20 protein-coding genes are annotated in these 22965 nt (G+C 57.2%); 14 read left to right on the top strand and 6 right to left on the bottom strand.

What is annotated here, in order from left to right:
* Nucleotides 1-12: 12 nt before the first annotated feature.
* Nucleotides 13-780, bottom strand: coding sequence for a siderophore-interacting protein (locus tag AOY23_RS08465; RefSeq protein ID WP_054178901.1), 768 nt, complete (start codon nucleotides 778-780; stop codon nucleotides 13-15).
* 238 nt (nucleotides 781-1018) lie between these two features.
* On the opposite strand from AOY23_RS08465, the gene AOY23_RS08460 reads away from it, so the two are divergent.
* Nucleotides 1019-1567 (top strand): PadR family transcriptional regulator, encoded by a 549-nt coding sequence (locus AOY23_RS08460; protein WP_081005606.1) that lies wholly within the window; start codon nucleotides 1019-1021, stop codon nucleotides 1565-1567.
* On the opposite strand, the gene AOY23_RS08455 is transcribed toward AOY23_RS08460, so the two are convergent.
* Both AOY23_RS08455 and AOY23_RS08450 read right to left on the bottom strand, forming a co-directional pair.
* Complete coding sequence (locus tag AOY23_RS08455) at nucleotides 1559-3127, bottom strand: methyl-accepting chemotaxis protein (RefSeq protein WP_054178902.1); 1569 nt, start codon at nucleotides 3125-3127, stop codon at nucleotides 1559-1561. The genes AOY23_RS08460 and AOY23_RS08455 overlap by 9 nt on opposite strands.
* A 340-nt stretch (nucleotides 3128-3467) precedes the next feature.
* A complete protein-coding gene (locus AOY23_RS08450) occupies nucleotides 3468-4988 on the bottom strand; it encodes a methyl-accepting chemotaxis protein (RefSeq protein ID WP_054178903.1) in 1521 nt (506 codons plus the stop codon).
* Between the two features lie 433 nt (nucleotides 4989-5421).
* On the opposite strand from AOY23_RS08450, the gene ygjG reads away from it, so the two are divergent.
* The 3 genes from ygjG to AOY23_RS08435 all read left to right on the top strand — a co-directional run bounded on the left by ygjG (nucleotide 5422) and on the right by AOY23_RS08435 (nucleotide 9103).
* Entirely contained in the window at nucleotides 5422-6801 is a 1380-nt protein-coding gene (ygjG, locus tag AOY23_RS08445; RefSeq protein WP_054178904.1) for a putrescine aminotransferase, read from the top strand.
* Between the two features lie 208 nt (nucleotides 6802-7009).
* Nucleotides 7010-8575: a 4-hydroxyphenylacetate 3-monooxygenase, oxygenase component gene (hpaB, locus tag AOY23_RS08440; protein ID WP_054178905.1), complete on the top strand. Its 1566-nt coding sequence runs from the start codon at nucleotides 7010-7012 to the stop codon at nucleotides 8573-8575.
* A gap of 12 nt (nucleotides 8576-8587) precedes the next feature.
* Complete coding sequence (locus tag AOY23_RS08435; RefSeq protein ID WP_054178906.1) at nucleotides 8588-9103, top strand: 4-hydroxyphenylacetate 3-monooxygenase reductase subunit; 516 nt, start codon at nucleotides 8588-8590, stop codon at nucleotides 9101-9103.
* A gap of 45 nt (nucleotides 9104-9148) precedes the next feature.
* Here AOY23_RS08435 and AOY23_RS08430 read toward each other — a convergent pair whose 3' ends face one another.
* On the bottom strand, nucleotides 9149-9628 hold the full coding sequence (locus AOY23_RS08430; protein WP_054178907.1) for a carboxymuconolactone decarboxylase family protein: 480 nt from the start codon (nucleotides 9626-9628) through the stop codon (nucleotides 9149-9151).
* Between the two features lie 101 nt (nucleotides 9629-9729).
* Between AOY23_RS08430 and pdxR the strand changes: the two genes are divergently transcribed.
* Complete coding sequence (pdxR, locus tag AOY23_RS08425; protein ID WP_054178908.1) at nucleotides 9730-11133, top strand: MocR-like pyridoxine biosynthesis transcription factor PdxR; 1404 nt, start codon at nucleotides 9730-9732, stop codon at nucleotides 11131-11133.
* Between the two features lies 1 nt (nucleotide 11134).
* Here pdxR and AOY23_RS08420 read toward each other — a convergent pair whose 3' ends face one another.
* Entirely contained in the window at nucleotides 11135-12553 is a 1419-nt protein-coding gene (locus AOY23_RS08420) for an aldehyde dehydrogenase family protein (RefSeq protein ID WP_054178909.1), read from the bottom strand.
* Nucleotides 12554-12654: 101 nt separating this feature from the next.
* On the opposite strand from AOY23_RS08420, the gene AOY23_RS08415 reads away from it, so the two are divergent.
* Nucleotides 12655-13581 carry a LysR family transcriptional regulator gene (locus AOY23_RS08415; RefSeq protein ID WP_054178910.1) on the top strand — a complete coding sequence of 309 codons (927 nt, stop codon included), beginning with the start codon at nucleotides 12655-12657 and terminating at the stop codon, nucleotides 13579-13581.
* Here the strand turns inward: AOY23_RS08415 and AOY23_RS21655 are convergent.
* Nucleotides 13561-13725, bottom strand: coding sequence for a DUF1127 domain-containing protein (locus tag AOY23_RS21655; RefSeq protein ID WP_072012047.1), 165 nt, complete (start codon nucleotides 13723-13725; stop codon nucleotides 13561-13563). The two genes, AOY23_RS08415 and AOY23_RS21655, sit on opposite strands and share 21 nt — an antisense overlap.
* Before the next feature lie 178 nt (nucleotides 13726-13903).
* Between AOY23_RS21655 and AOY23_RS08410 the strand changes: the two genes are divergently transcribed.
* From AOY23_RS08410 to dagF, 8 genes are all read left to right on the top strand, one after another.
* The gene (locus AOY23_RS08410; protein ID WP_054178911.1) at nucleotides 13904-15331 is read left to right on the top strand and encodes an aminotransferase-like domain-containing protein; all 1428 of its coding nucleotides are present in this window, start codon (nucleotides 13904-13906) and stop codon (nucleotides 15329-15331) included.
* Nucleotides 15332-15424: 93 nt separating this feature from the next.
* Nucleotides 15425-18220, top strand: coding sequence for a transcriptional regulator DagR (gene dagR, locus AOY23_RS08405; protein WP_054178912.1), 2796 nt, complete (start codon nucleotides 15425-15427; stop codon nucleotides 18218-18220).
* Between the two features lie 159 nt (nucleotides 18221-18379).
* Nucleotides 18380-18784: a PTS sugar transporter subunit IIA gene (locus tag AOY23_RS08400; RefSeq protein WP_152958499.1), complete on the top strand. Its 405-nt coding sequence runs from the start codon at nucleotides 18380-18382 to the stop codon at nucleotides 18782-18784.
* A gap of 22 nt (nucleotides 18785-18806) precedes the next feature.
* Nucleotides 18807-19292: a PTS sugar transporter subunit IIB gene (locus AOY23_RS08395; RefSeq protein WP_038162670.1), complete on the top strand. Its 486-nt coding sequence runs from the start codon at nucleotides 18807-18809 to the stop codon at nucleotides 19290-19292.
* A gap of 22 nt (nucleotides 19293-19314) precedes the next feature.
* On the top strand, nucleotides 19315-20064 hold the full coding sequence (locus AOY23_RS08390; protein WP_038162668.1) for a PTS mannose/fructose/sorbose/N-acetylgalactosamine transporter subunit IIC: 750 nt from the start codon (nucleotides 19315-19317) through the stop codon (nucleotides 20062-20064).
* The gene (locus tag AOY23_RS08385; protein WP_161804017.1) at nucleotides 20061-20921 is read left to right on the top strand and encodes a PTS system mannose/fructose/sorbose family transporter subunit IID; all 861 of its coding nucleotides are present in this window, start codon (nucleotides 20061-20063) and stop codon (nucleotides 20919-20921) included. The genes AOY23_RS08390 and AOY23_RS08385 overlap by 4 nt, the downstream gene beginning before the upstream one ends.
* Before the next feature lie 3 nt (nucleotides 20922-20924).
* Complete coding sequence (dgaE, locus tag AOY23_RS08380; RefSeq protein WP_054178914.1) at nucleotides 20925-22034, top strand: D-glucosaminate-6-phosphate ammonia lyase; 1110 nt, start codon at nucleotides 20925-20927, stop codon at nucleotides 22032-22034.
* Complete coding sequence (gene dagF, locus AOY23_RS08375; protein WP_054178915.1) at nucleotides 22021-22764, top strand: 2-dehydro-3-deoxy-phosphogluconate aldolase; 744 nt, start codon at nucleotides 22021-22023, stop codon at nucleotides 22762-22764. Before dgaE ends, dagF begins: the two co-directional genes overlap by 14 nt.
* Nucleotides 22765-22965: the final 201 nt, after the last annotated feature.

Raw genomic sequence — 22965 nt, 5'->3', positions numbered from 1 at the left:
CCGGGAGAGGGATTATTTCTGATGCCAGTAAGCCTGATAGCGCAGCAGTTGCGGGTCGATTTCCTCAGTTTCAAAGCGGCTGACCAGTGATTTGGTCACCGCCCCTTCGCCAGTCACCCAGATAAAATAATCTTCCGCCGGGACCTGCAACGCCGCCAGCTTTTCGGCCACCGCCTGTTCGCTGTGCCCCACCACCCAGTCGATGTCAAAACCGTCGAGGTAATCCTGATATTCAGCATCCGCCACGGTGACAATTGCTTTCACCTGCGGCGGTTGCGGCAGTTTTTGCAAATCGAGCAATCGGCGGCGCAGCGCGGGCATGCCGGATTCGTCACAGACGTACAGTTGCCAGTGATACTCTTCCGGCACCACCAGCGAGCCACGCGGCCCGCCGATGGTCAGCGTGTCGCCAGCTTTTGCTGTCATTGCCCAACGGCTGGCGATACCGCCGTCGTGAATAAAGAAATCGTACGCCAGTTCGTGACGCGCGGCGTCGTACAGCGGTGTGTAGTCGCGGGTGGCCGGGCGAATATCATCAACCCAGACGATGCCTTCGTCAGTCACCGTTGGCGGGGTAAAAGTATGGCCTGGCTCGGGGAAAAAGAGTTTGGTGTGATCGTCAAAACCGCGCGAGGTAAATCCGTCCAGCGCTTCGCCGCCGAACACAATACGCTGAAAACAGCGACTCACGCGCTCAACGCGCAGTACGGTCAGCTCGCGAAAGCGCAGTTCATTGCGAACGCGCTGCGGGTACTTTTTTGCTTTGTTTGTTGTGGTCATCGTCGCCTTCATGAACGTGAAACAGATATATCTAAAATGGGTGTAAATGATAATGATTGGCAACTGGAAAGAATGCAAGACGTTTTTTGATATAGCCAGAAATAAGCGCAAGAAACGTCAAAGCATAAAAATAAACCGTTTATTATCAATAAATTAAATTTTTATTCGTTTTCTGTATTGCGAAAACGAAAAGTTTAGATATAAATTAGATATATCAAAAACACGATGGAGAACGATCATGCGACACCCTCATGACCACGAACATGAACATGAACATCACGGTATGCGCGGCGGGCGCGGTGGCTGTGGTGGTGGCGGCCGACGTCAGCGCTTTTTCGGTCACGGTGAATTGCGAATGGTGATCCTGGATATCCTGAGCCGCAACGCCAGCCACGGCTATGAACTGATCAAAGCCATCGAAGCGCTGACCCAGGGCCACTACAGCCCGAGTCCGGGCGTGATTTACCCGACGCTCGACCTGCTACAGGATCAGGGTCTTATCACGATTGATGTGGAAGACGGCGGGCGCAAACGTATTGCGATCACCGACGAAGGCTCGCGATGGCTGGCGGAAAATCACGAGCATCTCGGCCATATCCAGATGCGGATGAACGCCAGAATGGTTGGCCACGAGCTGCGCAAAGATCCGCAAATGAAACGGGCGCTGGAGAATTTCAAAGCCGTGCTGGATCTGAAAGTGAATCAGCAGGAACTCAGCGCCGCGCAGTTAAAACAGGTGATTGGCGTGATTGACCGCGCAGCGCTGGAAATCTCTCAGTTAGACTGACGCCTCTGCCGCCGCATCGCGAACGCGGAACACTTTCACCAGTTCGCGTAAATGCAGCGCCTGTTCGTTCAGCGACGTCGCCGCCGCAACAGACTCCTCAACCAGGCAGGAGTTCTGTTGGGTGGTGGAGTCGATAAGCCCGATGGCGCTGTTCACCTGCGAAATGCCTTCCGTCTGTTCCCGGCTGGCCTCGCCGATTTCGCGCAGAATAGTGTTCATCTCTTCGACGTTGTTCACCATGCCAAGCATCAGCACTTCCGCTTTTTCCACCATCGCCATCCCTTCCTGCGCCTGCTGAGTCGAACTTTCGATCAGGCTGCGGATATCGCTCGCCGACGAAGCACTTTTCTGCGCCAGCTGACGCACTTCTCCCGCCACAACCGCAAAGCCGCGACCGTGTTCCCCGGCGCGAGCCGCTTCGACTGCCGCGTTCAGCGCCAGAATGTTGGTCTGGAAAGCGATGGAATCGATCAGGTTGATGATGTCGGACATGCGATTCGACGTCTCGTTAATCGCCCGCATTTTACCGGTCACGTTCTTCATCATCTCGCCGTTGTTGTTAACCACCGTCGCCGCGTTGGCGGAGAGGTCAGCGGCTTCCGCTGTATGCCCGGCGGTGTTTTTCACCGTGGCGGTGATCTGCTCCATTGAGGCGGCGGTCTGTTCCACGGAACTGGCCTGCTCTTCGGTACGCGCTGCCAGATCCTGGTTTCCGGCGACAATCTGCGCCGCCGCGCTGGAGATGCTTTCCGCGCTGTGCTGCACATCCTGCACGATGGTCAGCAGCCGGGATTTCATCTCCATCAGCGCCTGTAACATAACGCCGGTTTCGTCTCTATGGCTGGCGGTGATATTGCGCGTCAGATCGCCATCGGCAATCGAACGGGCAAACGACACCGCCTCGCCCAGCGGACGGGTAATGGCGCGCACGATATACAGGCCGAAGAAGCTACCGACCACAATGCTGAAAATAGCCAGCGCCAGCAGCAGCGCGCGGTTGGTTTTGAAATTGTTCGCCACCTGATCGCCCGACGCCCGCATCTGCTTATCTTCAATAGCGATAAGCTCCATCACTTTCTCTTTATACGCCTGCTGAATACCCAGCGTGGTGGTCATCATTTCCTGAAGCGCCGCCTGGCGATTGCCGTTTTGGATCTCCTGCAAAATGCGAAAGCGAGATTCCAGGAACTGCTGGCGAACCGCGCGGATGCTGGCAAAAATTCGCTGTGATTCGGCGTCCTGCCGTGATTTTGTCAGCTCATCAAGCAGTCGCGTAACGTTAGCGCTGTAGGCATTCAGATCTTTTTGCCGGTCCTGCGTCCAGCGGCCTTGTTCATCCAGCAGGATCAGTTGCTGTGTATTCACGAAGTCGTTGAAGTTGTTGATCAGCAGGTTAGCTTTAACCGTGGTGGGATAATCACTGGTAATGATTGATTGCATTCCATTATTTGCCTGGTTCAGGCTCAACAGCGAAAGCGTTGAACTGGCGATCAGCAGAACGATAAAGAAGCCGAAGGCCAGAAATAATTTTGTGCTGATTTTCACGTTATGTAAGAACATATTTTCTCCGTGGACAGGTTTATATATCCGACGAAGAACGCTATCGGCAGAAAATCATCTAACTTTATGAATTTGATCGTTTTTTCATTAAAAGCACTTTTTGCAAATAGCCAGCAACTATCAATATTCGAGGATCGATCGTTATATAACCTTGTTTCACAGAAAATTGAATATAAGCTAAACAAAACCGTCATATTCCGCAGAATAAATGCAGGACATCATTGCGCGCAATTTAATATAAAATTAACAAATTACTTTCATAACAATTACAAACAAAAACGCCGCTGTCGGAAACCGATAAGCGGCGTTGATACGTTGATATAAAGAACAAGAATGGTGATCAGTGCAGAACGGTAACCGCATCCTGCAAACGACTGGCGCGGTGTTTGACCATCGCCGACACCTGGGCGCTCTCTTCGACCAGCCCGGCGTTTTGTTGGGTGATGGCATCCAGTTCCGCGACCGCGCGGGTCAGATCGTTCAGCCCCGCCGCCTGCTCTGATGTCGAAAGGCTGATCTGGCCAATCAGTTGCGTGACGTTCTGCACCTGCTCAACAATGTCATCCATCGTCCGCCCTGCGGCGTGTACCTGCTCAGCCCCGGACTGCACTTTGCTGGCGCTGGCATCAATCAACTTGCGAATGTCGTTGGCCGCCGTGGCGCTGCGGCTCGCCAGATGACGCACCTCGCCTGCCACCACCGCAAAACCTTTACCCTGCTCGCCCGCCCGCGCTGCCTCGACTGCCGCGTTCAGCGCCAGAATATTGGTCTGGAAGGCGATGTCGTTAATCAGTTTGGTGATCGAACCGATGCGCTGCGTGCTGTCGGCAATCTCATCCATGGTTTTCACCACCGTCTGCATCGCCTGCCCACCCTGGGTGGCGGCACTGCTCGCCGAACTGGAGAGTTTATCCGCCGCCACTGCGGTTTCGGAGTTGCTTTGCACTGACGCCGCCATCTGGCTCATGGTGGCGACCGTCTGCTGCACGTTGACCACCGTCTGCCGCGTGCGGGTGTTGAGATCATCATTCCCTTTCGCCAGCGTATCGCTGCCCTGATGAACGCTGGCGACCTGGCCGGAGACATCGTGGATCAGCCAGCGGCACATCAGCCCCAGTTGACCGACCGCGCGCAGCGTCAGCCCGAGCTCGTCGCTGCGGTTCAGGTGCTCAACGTTGTTACGCTCGCCGGTGGCGATGTTCAGCGCCTGACGGGCGACATTCTCCACCGGGCGAACAATCTGCCACTCCAGAAACAGATCTCCGGCGAGCATCACCAGCATCCCCGCCAGCAGCGTCAACCCGTGGGCATGAGTCAACAGCAGCGCGCCGGTCATCACCAGCCACAGCGCGGCCATCAGACTGCGTACCCGCCAGCGCAGCGGCATGGCAGGCAGTTTTCCCCACCAGCGTTTGTGCACCACCAGTCCTTTATGAATGCGCAAATGACTGCGCCCGGCATTAAGCGCCGCATACAACGGTTCGACGGCAGCGATCTCCTGCTCTGTCGCCCGGGTGCGGATCGACATATAGCCAGTGGTTTTACCGTCGCGCACCATTGGCACCGCATTAGCGCGCACCCAGTAATGGTCGCCATTCTTGCGGCGATTTTTGACAATGCCCGACCACGGTTCCCCTTGTTGCAGGGTGTACCACATATCAGCAAACGCCGCTTTTGGCATGTCGGGATGGCGAACCATATTGTGCGGCTGTCCCGTCAGTTCCTCCAGACGGTAACCGCTGACGTTCACAAAGGTATCATTGGCGTGGGTGATGTAACTTTGCAAATCCGTGGTGGACATGAGGGTGGTGTCATCATCCAGAGGAGTGTTCCGCTGGCTGACGTAAGGCTGGGAAGACATGAGCGCATCCTTTGCAGGTTAGAAGACAATAAAATTTTGTGTAAATGTTATGTCGGCGCTAAAAACTTTAACTTTAGTTGTTAAATTTGATGTAGATCGCAATTTGCCTTTAAACCGTAAACTTTATGCGTATTTTATATTATTGATTCTGAATAATTTCTGTCAGAAACGACTTTTGTGACCGAATTTTATGCGCCCTGTTTTAGTTCAAATTTTGCACTAAATTGATGCAACTGCATGAAAAATAGCTTCTTTCCATCACATCCCGTTTCAGCCATAAACACCGTTTAAATGTTAATGAAATGATAAAATCTTGCGCCTTCACGCTTATCCCTGGTGTTTATCCCGATTTTTGCCGCTTCCCCTGGAATGGCGTAATCCCTGCAATACTTAAATCGGTATCATGTGATACGCGACTCCCCTGGAGCACATTTTGAACAGATTACCTTCCAGCGCATCGGCTCTGGCCTGTACAGCGCACGCACTGAATCTCATCGAAAAGCGAACGCTTGATCATGAGGAAATGAAAGCCCTTAACCGAGAGGTGATTGAAAACTTTAAAGAGCATGTGAACCCGGGGTTTTTAGAGTACCGAAAATCTGTTACTGCCGGCGGGGATTACGGAGCCGTAGAGTGGCAAGCGGGGAGTCTTAATACGCTTGTCGACACCCAGGGTCAGGAATTTATCGACTGCCTGGGAGGTTTTGGAATTTTCAACGTGGGGCACCGTAATCCAGTAGTGGTCTCCGCCGTACAGAATCAACTCGCGAAACAACCGCTTCATAGTCAGGAACTCCTCGATCCGCTACGCTCGATGCTGGCCAAAACGCTGGCCACGCTGACACCGGGCAAACTGAAATACAGCTTCTTCTGCAACAGCGGGACGGAATCGGTTGAGGCGGCGATCAAGCTCGCCAAAGCGTACCAGTCGCCACGCGGCAAATTTACCTTTGTGGCGACCAGCGGCGCTTTCCACGGGAAATCGCTCGGTGCGCTCTCCGCGACGGCGAAATCCACCTTCCGTAAGCCGTTTATGCCGTTACTGCCGGGCTTCCGTCATATTCCGTTTGGCGATATCTCCGCCATGCGCTCAGTCCTCAGCGAGTGTAAAAAGACGGGTGACGACGTAGCGGCGGTTATTCTGGAGCCTATCCAGGGTGAAGGCGGCGTGATCCTGCCACCGCAGGGCTATCTGCCTGCGGTACGTAAGCTGTGCGACGAGTTTGGCGCGCTGTTGATTCTGGACGAAGTGCAGACCGGGATGGGCCGTACCGGCAAGATGTTTGCCTGTGAGCATGAGAACGTGCAACCGGATATCCTCTGTCTGGCGAAGGCGCTGGGCGGCGGCGTGATGCCGATTGGCGCCACGATCGCCACGGAAGAGGTGTTCTCGGTGTTGTTCGACAACCCGTTCCTGCACACCACCACGTTCGGCGGCAACCCGCTGGCCTGTGCGGCGGCGCTGGCGACCATCAACGTGTTGCTGGAGCAAAACCTGCCTGCGCAGGCGGAGCAAAAAGGCGACATGCTGCTGGATGGCTTCCGCTGCCTGGCGCGTGAATACCCGGATCTGGTGCAGGAAGCGCGCGGTAAAGGCATGCTGATGGCGATTGAGTTTGTGGATAACGAAACGGGCTACAGCTTCGCGAGCGAGATGTTCCGCCAGCGGGTGCTTGTTGCCGGTACGCTCAACAACTCGAAAACCATTCGCGTTGAACCGCCGTTGACGCTGACCATCGAGCAGTGCGAGCAGGTGTTGAGATCAGCCCGCAAAGCGCTGGCCGCTATCCGCGTGGCAGTGGAGCAAGAGTAAAGACACTGACAACGCTGAACGTTAACGGGTGGTTGCTCCGGCACCACCCGTTTTTTATTGGCGCAGATCACACTCTGACGCCCCGCCTGAAAAGTACCTGTCGTTGACCCAAAAGTCTCTTCACGAAGTTCCCTCCAGACGCTTCAATTAAACAACAAAAACAAAACATAAAATTAACAATTATTCCGATAATCGTGAAGAGGCCCCTATGAAACCTGAAGCATTCCGCGCTGACGCAACGCGTCCGCTAAACGGCGAAGAGTACCTGAAGAGTCTGCAGGACGGGCGTGAGATCTACATTTACGGCGAACGCGTGAAAGACGTCACGACGCATCCGGCCTTCCGCAACGCCGCCGCCTCGGTGGCGCAACTGTACGATGCGCTGCATACGCCAGCCCTTCAGGATACGCTGTGCTGGAACACCGATACCGGCAGCGGCGGTTACACGCACAAATTCTTCCGCGTGGCGAAAAGTGCCGACGACCTGCGCCAGCAGCGCGACGCCATCGCCGAATGGTCACGCCTGAGCTACGGCTGGATGGGCCGCACGCCGGATTACAAAGCCGCGTTCGGCTGCGCGCTTGGCGCCAACCCGGCTTTCTACGGCCAGTTCGAGCAGAACGCCCGCCACTGGTACAGCCGCATTCAGGAAACCGGCTTGTATTTCAACCACGCCATCGTTAACCCGCCGATCGATCGCCATAAACCTGCCGACGAAGTGAAAGACGTATACGTCAAACTGGAGAAAGAGACCGACGCCGGGATCATCGTCAGCGGGGCGAAAGTGGTGGCGACTAACTCGGCGCTGACCCATTACAACATGATCGGCTTTGGCTCCGCGCAGGTGATGGGCGAAGATCCGGATTTCGCGCTGATGTTCGTCGCGCCGATGGACGCCGATGGCGTGAAACTGATCTCCCGCGCCTCGTATGAAATGGTGGCCGGTGCCACCGGGTCGCCGTTTGACTATCCGCTTTCCAGCCGTTTCGATGAAAACGATGCGATTCTGGTGATGGATAACGTGCTGATCCCGTGGGAAAACGTGCTGATCTACCGCGATTTCGATCGCTGCCGTCGCTGGACGATGGAAGGCGGTTTCGCCCGCATGTACCCGCTACAGGCCTGCGTGCGTCTGGCGGTCAAACTCGATTTCATCACCGCGCTGCTGAAAAAATCCCTCGAATGTACCGGCACCCTGGAATTCCGCGGCGTACAGGCGGATCTCGGCGAAGTGGTGGCGTGGCGCAACATGTTCTGGGCGCTGAGCGACTCGATGTGCGCAGAAGCAACGCCGTGGGTGAACGGCGCCTGGCTGCCGGATCACGCCGCGCTACAGACTTACCGCGTGATGGCACCAATGGCCTACGCCAAAATCAAAAACATCATTGAACGTAACGTGACCAGCGGTCTCATCTACCTGCCGTCCAGTGCCCGCGACCTGAACAACCCGCAGATCGACCAGTATCTGGCGAAATACGTGCGCGGTTCGAACGGTATGGATCATGTCGAACGCATCAAGATCCTCAAGCTGATGTGGGACGCCATTGGCAGCGAGTTCGGCGGTCGTCATGAGCTGTATGAAATCAACTATTCCGGCAGCCAGGACGAAATCCGTCTGCAGTGTCTGCGCCAGGCACAGAGCTCCGGCAACATGGACAAGATGATGGCGATGGTGGACCGCTGCCTGTCTGAGTACGACCAGAATGGCTGGACGGTACCGCATCTGCACAACAACACCGATATCAACATGCTGGATAAGCTGCTCAAACAGTAGCGGGAGGTAAAGATGCACCAGGATGAACAACGACTGCGTTTTCGTGACGCGATGGCAAGCCTGTCGGCGGCGGTGAATATCATCACCACCGAAGGCGACGCCGGTTGCTGCGGGATCACCGCCACGGCGGTCTGTTCGGTGACCGACACGCCGCCGTCGCTGATGGTGTGCATTAACGCCAACAGCGCCATGAACCCGGTGTTTCAGGGCAACGGCAAATTGTGCGTCAATGTACTGAACCATGAGCAGGAACTGATGGCGCGCCACTTCGCGGGCATGACCGGCATGGCGATGGAAGAACGCTTTAAGCTCGGTTGCTGGCAAAAAGGCCTGCTGGCGCAGCCAGTGCTGAAAGGAGCGCTGGCCAGCCTCGAAGGGGAAATCAGCCAGGTGCAGACCATCGGCACCCATCTGGTTTATCTGGTGGAGATCAAGAACATCATCTTACGCGGCGAGGAAGGTCACGGGCTGATTTACTTCAAACGCCGCTTCCACCCGGTAATGCTGGCGCTGGAAGCCGCCGTATAAGCTAAAAACGTGCCCGGCAGCCGTCTGTTGCCGGGCACGTTCACCTCATGCCAGATCCGCTTTCGTCAGCCCGAACGCGGTATCCATCGAGCCCGGTACCGCCCGCGCCGTGATTTGCAGGCGGTTCCATGTGTTGATCACCGCAATCATGAAATTCAGCTCGGCAATCTCGGTTTCGGAAAAATGCTCCGTCAGGTTGCGGTACAGCGCATCGCTGACGCCATGCTCGTTGATGCGTGTCAGCGCTTCGGCAAAGGCGAGCGCCGCTTTTTCACGGGCACTGAACAGCGGCGACTCACGCCAGACCGGCAGATGGTGGATCCGCAGTTCACGCTCGCCGTCGATTTTCGCCTCTTTAACATGCATGTCCAGACAGAAAGCACAGCCGTTCAGTTGCGAAACGCGAATGTCGATCAGGTGTTTCAGCGTCGGCGCGACAGAAACATTACCCGTCGCCATGCTCAGTTCTGACAGCGATTTAACCAGGGCGGGCGTGGCTTTGAAATGGTTTACGCGGGTGCTCATAGACTTTCCTCATTTTGTGCGGCAGGTGAAATTCAATGGGGTAAATGTACGCCGTTGATGACATAGTAAAAAGGTACAAAAACAGCAAAAAGAGGTAGGACATGAAACCGGGATTTCAGGAGATCTATCACCGCTACCGTGACAACATTACGCGCGGCGTGCTGAAGCCAGGCGACAAAGTGCCTGCCATCCGCGTACTGGCGGAAGAACTGAAGGTGGCGCGCAAAACCGTGGAAACGGCTTACGCGATTCTCGTCGGCGAAGGTTATCTGATAAGCCAGGGCGCGCGCGGTACAAGAGTAAACCCCGATTTAAACATTCCGCAGGCACCGCCCTCGCCTGCTGAACAAACCATGGGCGTCTCGCAGGAATCACCCGCCAGCCTGCGCCGACGCTCCGGCTTTTTACGCCCCGGTATTCCGGCGCTGGACAACTTTCCTTATAAGAAATGGCTGCTGCTGGCAGGCCAGGCGGTACGGGCGATGCGACAGGATGAGATGCTCAACCCGCCCGTGCCGGGCTGGTATCCGCTGCGTCAGGCCATCGCCAGTTATCTGAATATTTCCCGCGGGCTCTCCTGCACCGCCGAACAGGTGCTGATCACCAGCGGCTACATCGGCAGCCTGCGCCTGATCATCGATACCCTCGCCAGCCGTAATGACAAAGTGCTGTTTGAAGATCCAGGCTATTTTATGGGGCAGCAATTGCTGAAACGTATTGCGCCGCGCCTCTTTCCTGTTCCGGTAGACAGACAGGGAATTGATACAGACTATCTGCTGCGCCATCACCACGACGCCCGTTTCGCCGTCGTCACGCCGTCGCATCAGAGTCCGCTGGCGGTCACCCTGTCGCTGCCGCGCAAACAGCAGTTGCTCGACTGGGCCGCGCAAAACGACGCATGGATCATTGAAGATGATTACGATGGCGAGTTTCACTACACCCGCAAAGTGCTGCCGTCGCTGAAAAGTCTCGACCAGCATGATCGGGTGATTTTCATCGGTTCCTTCAGCAAAACCATTATGCCGTCGGTGCGCATTGGCTACGTGGTGATGCCCGCCAGCACTATTCCGGCCTTTATTCACAGCGCGGAAATCCTCACCAGCGGCCAGCCGGTACTGATGCAAAAAATCCTTACCGCGTTTCTCAACGAAGGCCACTTTTTCCGGCATCTGAAAAAGATGCGCGCACTGTATCAGACGCGGCGTGAATGGATGATCGCCGCGTTGCAGGCGGTGTATGGCGATCTGTTTTATACCGAGCAAAACGACGGCGGGATGAACATTGTGGCGTTTCTCGCCAAAGGCACCTGCGACCAGGAAATCGTGGCGTGCTGGCAGCAGTACCAGTTGCACGTCAACGCGCTCTCAGACTGGTACAGCGGCACCAGCAAGCGTTACGGGCTGATGATTGGCTACAACAATATTCGCTCTTACGAGGAAGCCTGCGCCCAGTTGCAACAAGCCAGAGCGCAGACGCTGGCGTTGTTGCAGGCGAGCGCAGACTGATTTACGCGCTGACCAGCGATTTCGGCTCCATAAAGGCGCTGATGCCCCATTCGCCCATTTCGCGGCCGACGCCGGAGTGCTTGAAGCCGCCGAACGGCGCTTTCGGTTCATGGGCGAGGGTGTTGATCAGCACCCGACCGGATTCAATCTGTTGCGCCACGTTCTGCGCCCGCACCACATCACTGCCCAGCACCAGCGCGCTCAGGCCATAATGGGTATCGTTGGCGATGGCGATCGCCTCGGCTTCATCGCGGTAGGTAATCACCGACAGCACCGGGCCGAAGATTTCGTCACGGCCGATGGTCATCTGACTCGTCACATCGGTAAACAGCGTCGGGCGGACAAACCAGCCGTCCTGCATGCCGGCCGGACGCCCCTCGCCGCCCGCCAGCAGCCGCGCGCCTTCGTCGATGCCCTTGCGGATATACCCCTGTACGCGCTGCCACTGTTTTTCGCTGACCATCGGCCCGACCTCAGTGGCGGGATCGCGCGGATCGCCGGATCTTACCGCCGCCACGGCCTGCGCCAGCGCGGCTTCGCACTCCGCTTTACGCGATTGCGGCACCAGGATCCGCGTCCCGGCGACACACGCCTGCCCGCTGTTCATAAACCCGGCGGCAATGACCAGCGGCACCGCCTGCGCTAAGTCGGCGTCGTCGAGAATAAGGGTCGGCGATTTACCGCCCAGCTCCAGCGTGACGCGCTTAAAGCTCTCCGCGGCATTGCGCAGGATCGCTTTGCCGGTGTTGGTCGAGCCGGTAAACGAGATTTTCGCTACATCAGAGTGGCGGCTGATGGTCTCGCCCACCGTTTCACCGCGCCCGGTCACGATGTTAAACACGCCTGGCGGCAACCCGGCTTCGCTCAACGCTCTGGTGATCACCTGCGTTTGCAGGGCGCTCATTTCGCTCGGTTTGATCACTGCTGTGCAGCCTGCCGCCAGCGCCGCCGCCAGCTTGCCGCAGATGAATCCGGCGTCGCTGTTCCACGGCGTGATAAGCCCGGCCACGCCCAGCGGCGTCATCTGTACGGTAGCGATACCCGCCCGGGTGGTGAATTCAAACGCGTCCAGCGCTGCCATCGCCTGGGTGATGACGTCAGCCGGGTAACTTGCCATCCACGACGATCGTGAGGCGGGCGCACCATACTCTTCAATAATGGCTTCCAGCAACTCGTCGTGGTGCGCGACCACGGCGGCATGCATCCGTTCAAGCGCCGCAATACGCTGCGCTTTGCTGGTTTTCGACCATTCCGGGAACGCGGCTTTTGCGGCGGCAATCGCCCGTTCAGCGTCCTGTTCATCCGCAAGGCGCACCCGGCCTGTCACCTGTGCCGTCGCCGGGTTGTATAAATCAAAATATTCGCTGCCGTGCGGGGTGACAAATTCGCCGTTGATAAAGATCTGTTCGATAGTACGCATAGTGCCTCCTCAGGCTGTATAGCGTCAGTCTGGCACAGCTTTATCGTGGCGATAATCTGCGCTATGCTGCAAGCGGTGTTTCGATTTTCGGGATAATCTTTATGCATCGTTCAGGACTGACAGAGCTCGAAGTGGTAATGGCGGTCGTGCGCCGGGGCAGTTTTCGCGGCGCGGCACAGGAGCTGGGCATGTCGGCCACGGCGGTCAGCAATGCCATCGCCGGGCTGGAGAGCCGCTTGCAGACGCGGCTGTTTAATCGCACGACCCGCAGCGTAGCGCTGACCGACGCCGGGCAGCGTTTCGTCACACGCATCGGCCCGGCGCTGCAGGAGATCCGCCAGGCGAGCGAAGAGATCTACAGCGATAACGACGAACCGGCCGGAACACTGCGCCTGAACGTGCCGAATAACATCGGCGCGCTGTTCCTTGATGCGTTGCTGATCGACTACATGCGCCGCTATCCGAAAATGCGCGTTGAAACGGTCAGCGAAGCGCGAATGATCGACATCGTGGCGGAAGGTTATGACGCCGGGATCCGCCTCGCCGAATCCGTACCGCAGGATATGATCGCCATCCCGCTGACGCAGGATCTTCGCCAGCGAGTGGTGGCCACGCCGGATTACTTTGCCCGTTATGGCACCCCGGAAACGCCGGACGATCTGCTGCATCATCAGGGCATCGGCATGCGCATGTCGCACGGCGGGATCTACCGCTGGGAGCTGGAGCGGCGGGGAGAACGCTATGAACTGGCGGTGCCGCCACGCTTTGCCACCTCAGATCTTCATGCGTCGATCCAGGTGGTGAAAGCCGGGTTGGGGGTAGGATTTTTACCGGAGCTGTATATTCAGCAGGAACTGGCAAGCGGGGAACTGGTCAGCGTGCTCGATGAATGGGCGCAGCCCTTCGGCGGGCTGCGCCTGTATTATCCTGGCCATCGTCACGTCCCACCCGGATTGCGGGCGCTGGTGGCGCTGGTCAGGGAGCGCGGCGTGTATCCGCACGCGCCCTTAGCCGATATCATGGCGTGATATCCCGATATCTTTGAGTTGCGCTTCGCTCAGGCGGTCGAGCGCCCGACGGGTTTTGTGGATCCGCCACCATTTTGCGATCGCTTTTCCAATCAACGTCAGCCCTAAAAACGGCGCTCTGGGCCGGTTTTCATAAAACTCCATGATGCACCTCTCGTTTCTGTGAGTGAGGGCCTTATCTTCATGGATTGAGGGTGTACGATACAGATTCAGAATACACTTTTCTTTAACATACAGATGCTATAAAACGATATCTGAACTGCTTTTTTTCGCTCGATCTGTACTGGTTTATCTATCTGTATGGTTGAAAGAAGGATACAGCATGACGCGTTACCAACATCTGGCTAATCTGCTTGCCGAACGTATCGAACAGGGGCTGTACCGCCACGGGGAAAAGTTGCCCTCGGTGCGGGCGCTGAGCCAGGAGCATGGCGTCAGCATCAGTACCGTACAGCAGGCCTATCAGAAGCTGGAAGATTTACAGCTCATCACCCCGCAGCCGCGCTCCGGCTATTTTATCGCCCCGCGAAAAGCCCAGCCGCCGGTACCGGCGATGTCGCGCCCGGTACAGCGCCCGGTGGATGTCACCCAATGGGAGCAGGTGCTCACGTTGCTCGATGGGCGTGGCGATAAGTCCATGGCCGCGTTTGGCGGCGGTTCACCGGACGTGTCGCAACCGAGCCTGAAACCGCTGTGGCGCGAGATGAGCCGCATCGTGCAGCATCATCCTGGCGATATTCTGAATTACGACGAACTGGCTGGCCGCCGCGACCTGCGCGAACAGATTGCCCGCCTGATGCTTGATGGCGGTACTGTAGCCACCGCAGATGACATTATCATTACCCAGGGCTGCCATGCGGCGCTCTCCATCGCGCTGTTTTCTGTCTGCAAGCCAGGCGATATCGTTGCCGTCGAATCCCCCTGCTATTACGGCACCATGCAGTTGCTGCGCGGCTTTAACATCAAAGCCATTGAAATTCCGACCGATTCGCAAACCGGGATCAGCATTGAAGCTCTTGAACTGGCGCTGGAGCAGTGGCCGATCAAAGGCGTGATCCTGGTACCTAACTGCAACAATCCGCTGGGCTTTATCATGCCGGATGATCGTAAGCGGGCGATCCTGGCGCTCGCCCAGCGTCATGATCTCGCTATTTTCGAGGATGATATTTACGGCGAGCTGGCAAACGAGTATCCGCGCCCGCGAACGATCAAATCCTGGGATATCGACGGTCGCGTGCTGCTGTGCAGTTCGTTTACCAAAACCATCGCCCCGGGTCTGCGCGTGGGCTGGATTGTGCCGGGCCGCTATCGCGACCGCGTGCTGCATATGAAGTACGCCACCAGCGGCACCACGGTGCCCACCACGCAGATGGCGGTGGCGTCGTTTATTCGCGAAGGCCACTATCACCGCCATGTGCGGCGGATGCGGCAGATCTATCAACAGAACATGGAAACCTACACCTGCTGGGTGCGGCAATATTTTCCCTGTGGCATCTGCGTGACGCGCCCGCAGGGCGGCTTCCTGCTGTGGGTAGAATTGCCAGAGCATGTTGATATGGTCTGCGTCGGCCAGCAACTCGCCCGGCTGAAGATCCAGATCGCCCCCGGTTCGCTGTTTTCCGCCTCCGGGAAATACCGCAACTGCCTGCGACTAAACTGCGGCCTGCCGCCGACGGAACAGCATCAGCGGGTGGTGGCGCAACTGGGGGAAGCCATCCGCGTCGCCATTGAATGGAATAATGCGAGATAAGCATATCGTCTCACAACTCCATGACGGGTCGCTTTCACCGACGGCCATTTGGTGTATGTTCTGAATTATTCAACAATTCAAACCGGTAAAGCGATGAGACGTATTGAAGTAGTGTTGCGGGAACTGGAGCGGCTTACGCGCACCCTGGACGTCAGTGATTTGCAACAGGAGGTGGCATTCACGGCGGAAAGCATCGGGTTTAACCTCGGGCTGGCGCGCAACTCGGTCAGTAAAGATCTTAACCAGCTGTGCAATGACGGGCTGGCGGTGAAAACCCGTGGTCGCCCGGTGTTCTTTTTGCATCGCCAGGCGCTGGAAGATGTGCTCGGCAGAGGGTTATCCGCAACGGAACGGGAACTGCCGTCAGTGTCAGCGCTGCTGCCGCCCTCTGACGAACAGGATGACGATCCCTTCACTGCGCTGGTCGGCCACGACCGCAGCCTGCGCGATGCCGTCGAAAAAGGCAAAGCCGCCGTGCTCTACCCGCAGGGGCTGCACGTACTGCTCACCGGGCCGTCCGGTGTCGGCAAAACGTTTTTCGCCGAACTGATGCACCGTTACGCTTGCGAGCACACCACCGGTAACCTGCCACCGCTGGTCTATTTCAACTGCGCCGAGTACGCCAATAACCCGGAACTGCTCTCCTCGCATCTCTTTGGTCATCGTCAGGGGGCGTTTACCGGCGCCACCAACGATAAAACCGGGTTAGTCGAACAGGCGGACGGCGGCTATCTGCTGCTCGATGAAGTCCATCGCCTGCCGTATGAAGGCCAGGAAAAACTCTTCTCCCTGCTGGATAAAGGCGAGTATCGCCCGCTGGGCTCCAGCGCCAGCGCCCGTAAGATCTCCTTACGCCTGATTTGCGCCACCACCGAACCGGTGAATTCATCGCTGCTGCGCACCTTCCAGCGCCGGTTGCAGGTCAGTATTGATCTGCCCGGCATTCGCGAGCGCTCCGTGGAAGAGCAGGTGGAGCTGATCGTCGGTTTTCTGCAACGGGAAAGCCGCAAGATCGAACGCACGATTGGCATCGATAAAACGCTGTTGCTGTGGCTGCTCAATAAGCCGCTGGAAGGCAATATCGGCCAGCTCAAAAGCGACATTCAGTTTCTCTGCGCGCAGGCGTGGGCCTCGGAAATGGCGACGCACAGCGACATCCTGTGGCTTGATAAAAAACTGGTCGACACGCCGTTTAATGCCACGCCGGAACAACGGCTGCTGGTGGATGCGCTGTTCAGTGGCCGCGCGCAACTGCACATCGACGCCCGCACGCTGCCGCAACTGAAAAGTTCGCTCTCGCCGGGAAGCGATCCGCAGGAAAGCGATCTGTTTTACAGCTTCCTGACCCGTGAATACGTCAATCTGCGCAACAGCAACGTGCCGCCCGCCGAGACGCTGGCGATCCTGAAAAACAAGCTGAGTTCGATTTTTGAATACGGCCTCTACAGCCGTGACAGCGGCACCAATCCGCCGCGCTATGGCGATCAATTTGAAGAACGCGTGACACTGCTGATCGGCTGTGTTGAGCAGGTGCTGGGCTTTGCCCTGCCGGAAAACCTGGTTAATCCGTTGCGAAAACACTTTCTGGCGCTGATCGGTTACGTCCAGCGCGGGCTGATCCCTCAGCTTTACTCCTCGAGCCTGATTCTTGATCGCTGCAAGGACGAATATGAAAATGCGACCCTGCTGTGCCGCAAGATCAATGAGCTGCTGCATATTCAGTGCCCGGCGACGGAAGTGGTCTGGCTGTGCCTGTTCCTGAAAGAGTGCCGTCATTATCGCCAGCGCATCAGCGACAGCCCGGACTGTGGCGCTATCCTGATAGCCCACGGCGCGACGACCGCCACCAGCATGGCGCAGTACGCCAACCGCGTGCTGGAGCGCGAACTGTTCAGTGCCATCGACATGCCCTTCGAGCAGTCGGTACATGACACACTGGAAAAACTGACGCAGATGATCCGCGCCCGCGGCTGGCAGCGGCTGATCCTGATGGTTGATATCGGGTCGCTGGTGCATTTTGGCAGTACCATCAGCAAACTGTTCCAGATAGACGTACTGCTGATGCCCAACATCAGCCTGACCAGCCTGCTGGAGATCGGCCTCGATCTGAACTACGAAACCCGCGACTTGCCACAACTGAACGAGCTGATGCAGAACAAAGGCATTCCGTGCCAGCTCTGTACGCCGCAGCAGGAAAACGTCGGCAACGTGCTGGTGGTCTCCTGCATTACCGGCATGGGCACTGCCGAGAAAATCAAGAAAGTGCTGGAGGAGAGTTTCGGCGAGCTGATGTCGCAGGATACGCGAATGGTGATCCTCGACTACAACGAGGTGCGCAGCCCGGAACGCGTACAGCAGGCGCTGAACCCGCACGAACGGCTGGCGGGGATCGTCGGCACCTTTCAGCCAGGCCTGCCGGATATCCCGTTTATTTCGCTGGAAGAGCTGTTCTCCGAACAGGGGCCGGAACTGGTGCTGAGCCTGCTGACGCCGGATCTGTCCAGCGCCGAGCGTCGTCTTGAAATGGAGCGCAGCGCGTCGCGCTTTATCAGCGCGCTGACCATGGAGAGCATCATCAACCATATTTCGGTGCTCAACCCGCAGCGCATTCTGAAAGAGATGGAAGGCGTGCTGAGCCAGTTACGCACCACGCTTGCCATCAAACCGAGCCGTCAGGTGACACTACGTTTCCTGATCCACTGCTGTTGCATGGTTGAGCGTATCGTCATTAACCGCAAACCGTTACAGATGGCGCTGGAAATGAAGCCCGGGATGGACGCGCGGGCGTTTAGTGGCATCAAATCGGCGTTTCAGCCGGTGGAAGAGGCCTATGCCATCCGCCTTTCTGATGCGGAGTACGTTTATATTTACGAACTGTTGTTCGGTTAAATCACTGTCATACCGCCGGGTAGCGCCCTGCCGCCCGGTTTTTATCCCCTTCCCTTTCCCTGCGTGACACTAACTCTGGCACAACGCTTGCTCTTACCACGGGTGTAAACGAAACCGTGCCAGGAGGCCATTTTGACACCCACTACATCCACTCCGTCCCTGTCCCAAATTCTGCTGCTGACGCATGGCGGCTGGGGGCAACAGCTATGCAACAGTCTGCGCATGGTGATGGGCGAAATCGAAGGCGTGAAGGAGGTTGCGCTGATGCCGGTCGACACGCTGGGGGAGTATTACCAGCGCGTTGAAGCGGTCGTGAAAACGCTGCCCGAAGGCTCGCTGATCCTGACTGATTTTATTGGTGGCACCACCTCCAACGTGGCGGCACGGCTGAGTGCGGATTATCCGGTGGCGGTGATCTCCGGGCTTAACGCCACGCTGTTGCTGGAAGCGCTCGACAAGCGCGAGCACGGACGGTTATCCGATTGCGTCGCAGCGCTGGTGGATGCCGGGCGCAGCAGCTGTCGCGATGTCGTCGCCCATGTTCGTCAATTACAACAACCCTAAACACCACAACAAGGAAAACATTATGGCAAACATCGTCTTATGCCGTATCGACAGCCGCCTCATCCACGGTCAGGTGGTCACAAAGTGGGTCGGCCAGTCTCAGGCGAACCGCATTGTGGTGGTCAGCGATGAACTGGATGCCGATCCGTTTATGAAGAACATCTACCTGATGGCGGCACCGCCGAACATCAAAGTGGATTGCTATGGCAACGACAGTTTCGCGGCAACGTGGAAAGAAAACCGGCTGGGTGATGGCAACGTGCTGGTGCTGTTCCCGTCACTGGCCGCGATTCAACAGGTAGTACAGAACGGTTTTGACGTCGGCACCATTCAGGTGGGCGGACTGGGCGGCGGGCCAAACCGCAAAGCCGTCTTCCAGAACATCACCCTGGATGAGAAAGACGTGGGCATTCTCAAAGATTTGAAAAGTCGTGGAATTCAGGTGTTTTTCCAGACGATCCCGGAAGATAAACCGCAGTCGCTGGACGATATTCTGAAAAAATTCTAACCCTCTAAAATGAGAGAATATTATGGACACTTTGCTTTTTGCGAGCCTGATGGGGTTGTATTACTGGTTCGCCCGTTTACGCCTGGGCTACACCTTCTCAGCGATGCTTCTCCAGCCAGTGGTGGTGGCGGTGTTTGTCGGTCTGCTGCTCGGCAATATGCAGACTGCGATGATCATTGGCGCCGGGATGCAGCTGGTTTACCTCGGGGTCACGTCAACGCCTGGCGGTAACGTGCCTTCCGACCCGGCGCTGGCGGCCTGTATCTCCATTCCGATTGCTGTTCAGGCGGGCATGGAGCCCAACATGGCGATTGCGCTGGCGATCCCGTTCGGCGTGATTGGCGTGTTCCTCGATCAGCTTCGCCGCACGCTGAACGCCGCCTGGGTACACATGGCGGACAAGCATGCCGAAACCGCCAACATGGCGGGGATCATGCGCTGCGCCTTTATCTACCCGGCGCTGCTGGGGCTGGTACTGCGCTTCCCGGTGGTGTTCGCCGCCAACTATTACGGCCAGAGCGTGGTCGAGAAATTCCTCAAACTGATGCCGCAGTGGCTCACCCACTCGTTTGAAATCATGGGCGGGATCCTGCCAGCGCTGGGCTTCGCGATCACCATCATGGTTATCGGTAAACGCAGCCTGCTGCCGTGGTTTATCGGCGGATTCTTCGCGGTGCTCTACCTCAAGGTAGACATCATGGCGATGGCGATTTTCGGCACCTGCGTGGCTTTCCTGATTAAAGGCCTGGCGAAAAATGAAGGAGCAGCATGATGAGCAGCGACGTAATGCAGCATGAACTTGTTGAGCGTGCGCGCGAAAGCCACGCGCTGACGAAAGCGGACATCACCAAAGCCTGGTTTATTTACTGGCTGGGGGCGGAAGTGTCCAACTCCTATGAACGTTTGCAGAGCCTGATTTTCTGCGCCTCGATGACGCCGATTATCAAGAAACTCTATCCGCAAAAAGAGGAACAGGTTGAAGCCCTCAAACGCCACCTGAACTTTTTCAACTCGGAACAGACCTTCGGGGCGGTGATCCAGGGGATCTCCATCGCCATGGAAGAGCAAAAAACCCGTGGCGAGCCAATCAGCGATGCGTCGATCACCGGGATCAAAACCGGTCTGATGGGACCGCTGGCCGGGATGGGCGACTCGATCGTCTGGGCGGCAGTAATGCCGTTGCTGATCGCCATCTTCATTCCGTTTGCCGCCAGCGGTAGCGCTTTTGGCGGGATCGCGCCGCTGATCCTCTACCCGGCAGTGACGCTGGCGATTAGCTACGGATTGATCCACAAAGGCTACACGCTGGGGCGCGACTCCATCGTCGGGCTGTTACAGGGCGGGAGGATAAAAGAGCTTATCTACGGCGCGAACGTGCTCGGCCTCATCATGATGGGCGCACTGTCGGCAAGCTACGTGAAGATCACCACGCCGCTGAAAATCAGCGCCCTGAAAGGCTCGGAAGTGGTGGTTCAGCAGATCCTCGACTCCATCGCCCCCGGTCTGCTGCCGCTGGCGGCGGTGTTTGCCATCTACTTCTATCTGGTGAAAAAAGGACCGCGTTACACCACGATCCTGCTGTCGATTGTGGCGATAAGCGTCGCCTGCTCGCTGCTGGGAGTGTTGTAAGCCATGAGCCAGAACATCTACCAGCAACTGGGGCTGAAACGGGTGATTAACGCCTGCGGTAAAATGACGATCCTCGGCGTCTCCAGTGTGGCGTCCGGGGTGATGCAGGCCACCGCCGAAGCCGCGGGCGCGTTCGTGGAAATCGACAAACTGGTGGATTGTGCGGGAGAACGAGTCTCCCGCCACACCGGCGCAGAAGACAGCTACGTCACCTCCTGCGCCTCTGCCGGTATCGCAATCGCTGTCGCTGCCGCCATTACCCAGGGCGAACCTGACCGCGTGGCGCAAATGCCGGACAGCAGCGGTCTGGCGAACGAAATCCTGATGCTGCGGGGCCATAACGTGGATTATGGCGCGCCGATCACCAGCGCCATCCGCCTCGGCGGCGGACGCGTGGTGGAAGTCGGCGCCAGCAATCTTGCCGCCCGCTGGCAACTGGAACGTGCCGTCAGCGAGCGCACCGCCGCGCTGCTGTTTGTGAAATCACACCACTGCGTGCAGAAAGGGATGCTGACCATCAATGATTTCGTGCAGGTCGCGCGTGCACATAACCTGCCGCTGATCGTCGATGCCGCCGCCGAAGAGGATTTACGTCACTGGGTCGCCAGCGGCGCCGACATGGTGATTTACAGCGGAGCAAAAGCGTTTAACGCGCCGACCTCCGGGTTTATCACCGGCAAACAACGGTGGATCGACGCCTGTAAAGCGCAGCATCACGGCATTGCCCGTGCCATGAAAATCGGCAAGGAGAATATGGTCGGGCTGCTGTTCGCCCTCGACCGTTATCATCTGACGCCGCAAGGCCCCACCGAAGCACAACTGCGCCCCGTCGCGGAGGCGATTTCCGCCCTGCGCGGCATGCAGGCGGATATCGAACAGGACGAAGCCGGACGTGCGATCTGGCGTGTCCGCATCCGTATCTCGCAAAGCGAACTCGGGCTGGATGCCCGCGCGGTCGAAGCGCAACTGCGGGAAGGCGAGATTGCGATTTATACCCGCCGTTATTTCCTGCATGAAGGGGTTTTCAGCATCGACCCACGCACGCTCGCGCCAGGCGAAATGGACATTATCGTCACGCGGCTGAAGGAGATTGCTCAACATGCAACACATTAATTTTTATCGTCAGCGTGTGGCGATCAATGTGCTGGCAAAAGATATTGCCAACGCCCGGGAAATCTATGACGCCGCGGAAGGTCATGCGGTGATCGGCGTCCTTTCGGCGCAGTTTGCCACCCCTGAGGACGGTATTCACGACGTACAACGCTGGATGGATGCCATCCCGTCCATTTCTGTCGGACTGGGCGCGGGCGATCCGGCGCAGTTTTATAAAGCGGCGATGATTGCCGCCCGTGTCCATCCGGCACACGTCAACCAGACCTTTACCGGATGCGGGTTTGCCGCGGGCGCACTGGCCGCCACTGGCGGCATCACCACGCGGATCAACGCGCTGGTAAGCCCTACCGGCGTGCCTGGCGAGGTGATTATTTCCACTGGCGTCAGCAGCAGCCAGGGAAATCCGGCGCGCGTCTCCTGCGATACCGCCGTGCGCATGATGGTGGATATGGGCGCTCATGCGGCGAAATTTTTCCCGATGGGGGGCGAAAAATCGTTGCCGGAACTGAAAGCGCTGACGGAAGCGGCGGTGAACAATGGCATGACGCTGATCGAGCCGACGGGCGGCATCGACCTTGATAATTTTGGCATTATTCTGCAAACCTGTCTGGAGACGGGGATCGCGCAGGCGATGCCGCATGTTTACAGTTCTATCATTGATCCAAACACCGGCAATACACGCCCGGAAGATGTGGCGAAGTTGCTGAGCATCATCAAATCACTGGTATAGCCCGTTTCTCAGGCAGCCCGCAGGGGCTGCTTTTTCTATCATAATGAGTTTACGAATGCTCAATATGATATTCACCACACTGCTGTTTTCCGCCTTCTCCCCCTCTTTGGCCGGACATTTTTTAAGCGCATCACAAATTGACGTCTCATCCACACGTTCTCACGTTTCTGGCGTACTTCTTGCCTCTTTCCTAGATGCTTA

The sequence above is a fragment of the Trabulsiella odontotermitis genome, assembly GCF_001297775.1.
GTDB classification, from domain to species: Bacteria; Pseudomonadota; Gammaproteobacteria; order Enterobacterales; family Enterobacteriaceae; genus Trabulsiella; species Trabulsiella odontotermitis.
This window is presented reverse-complemented; position numbering and strand designations above follow the sequence as displayed.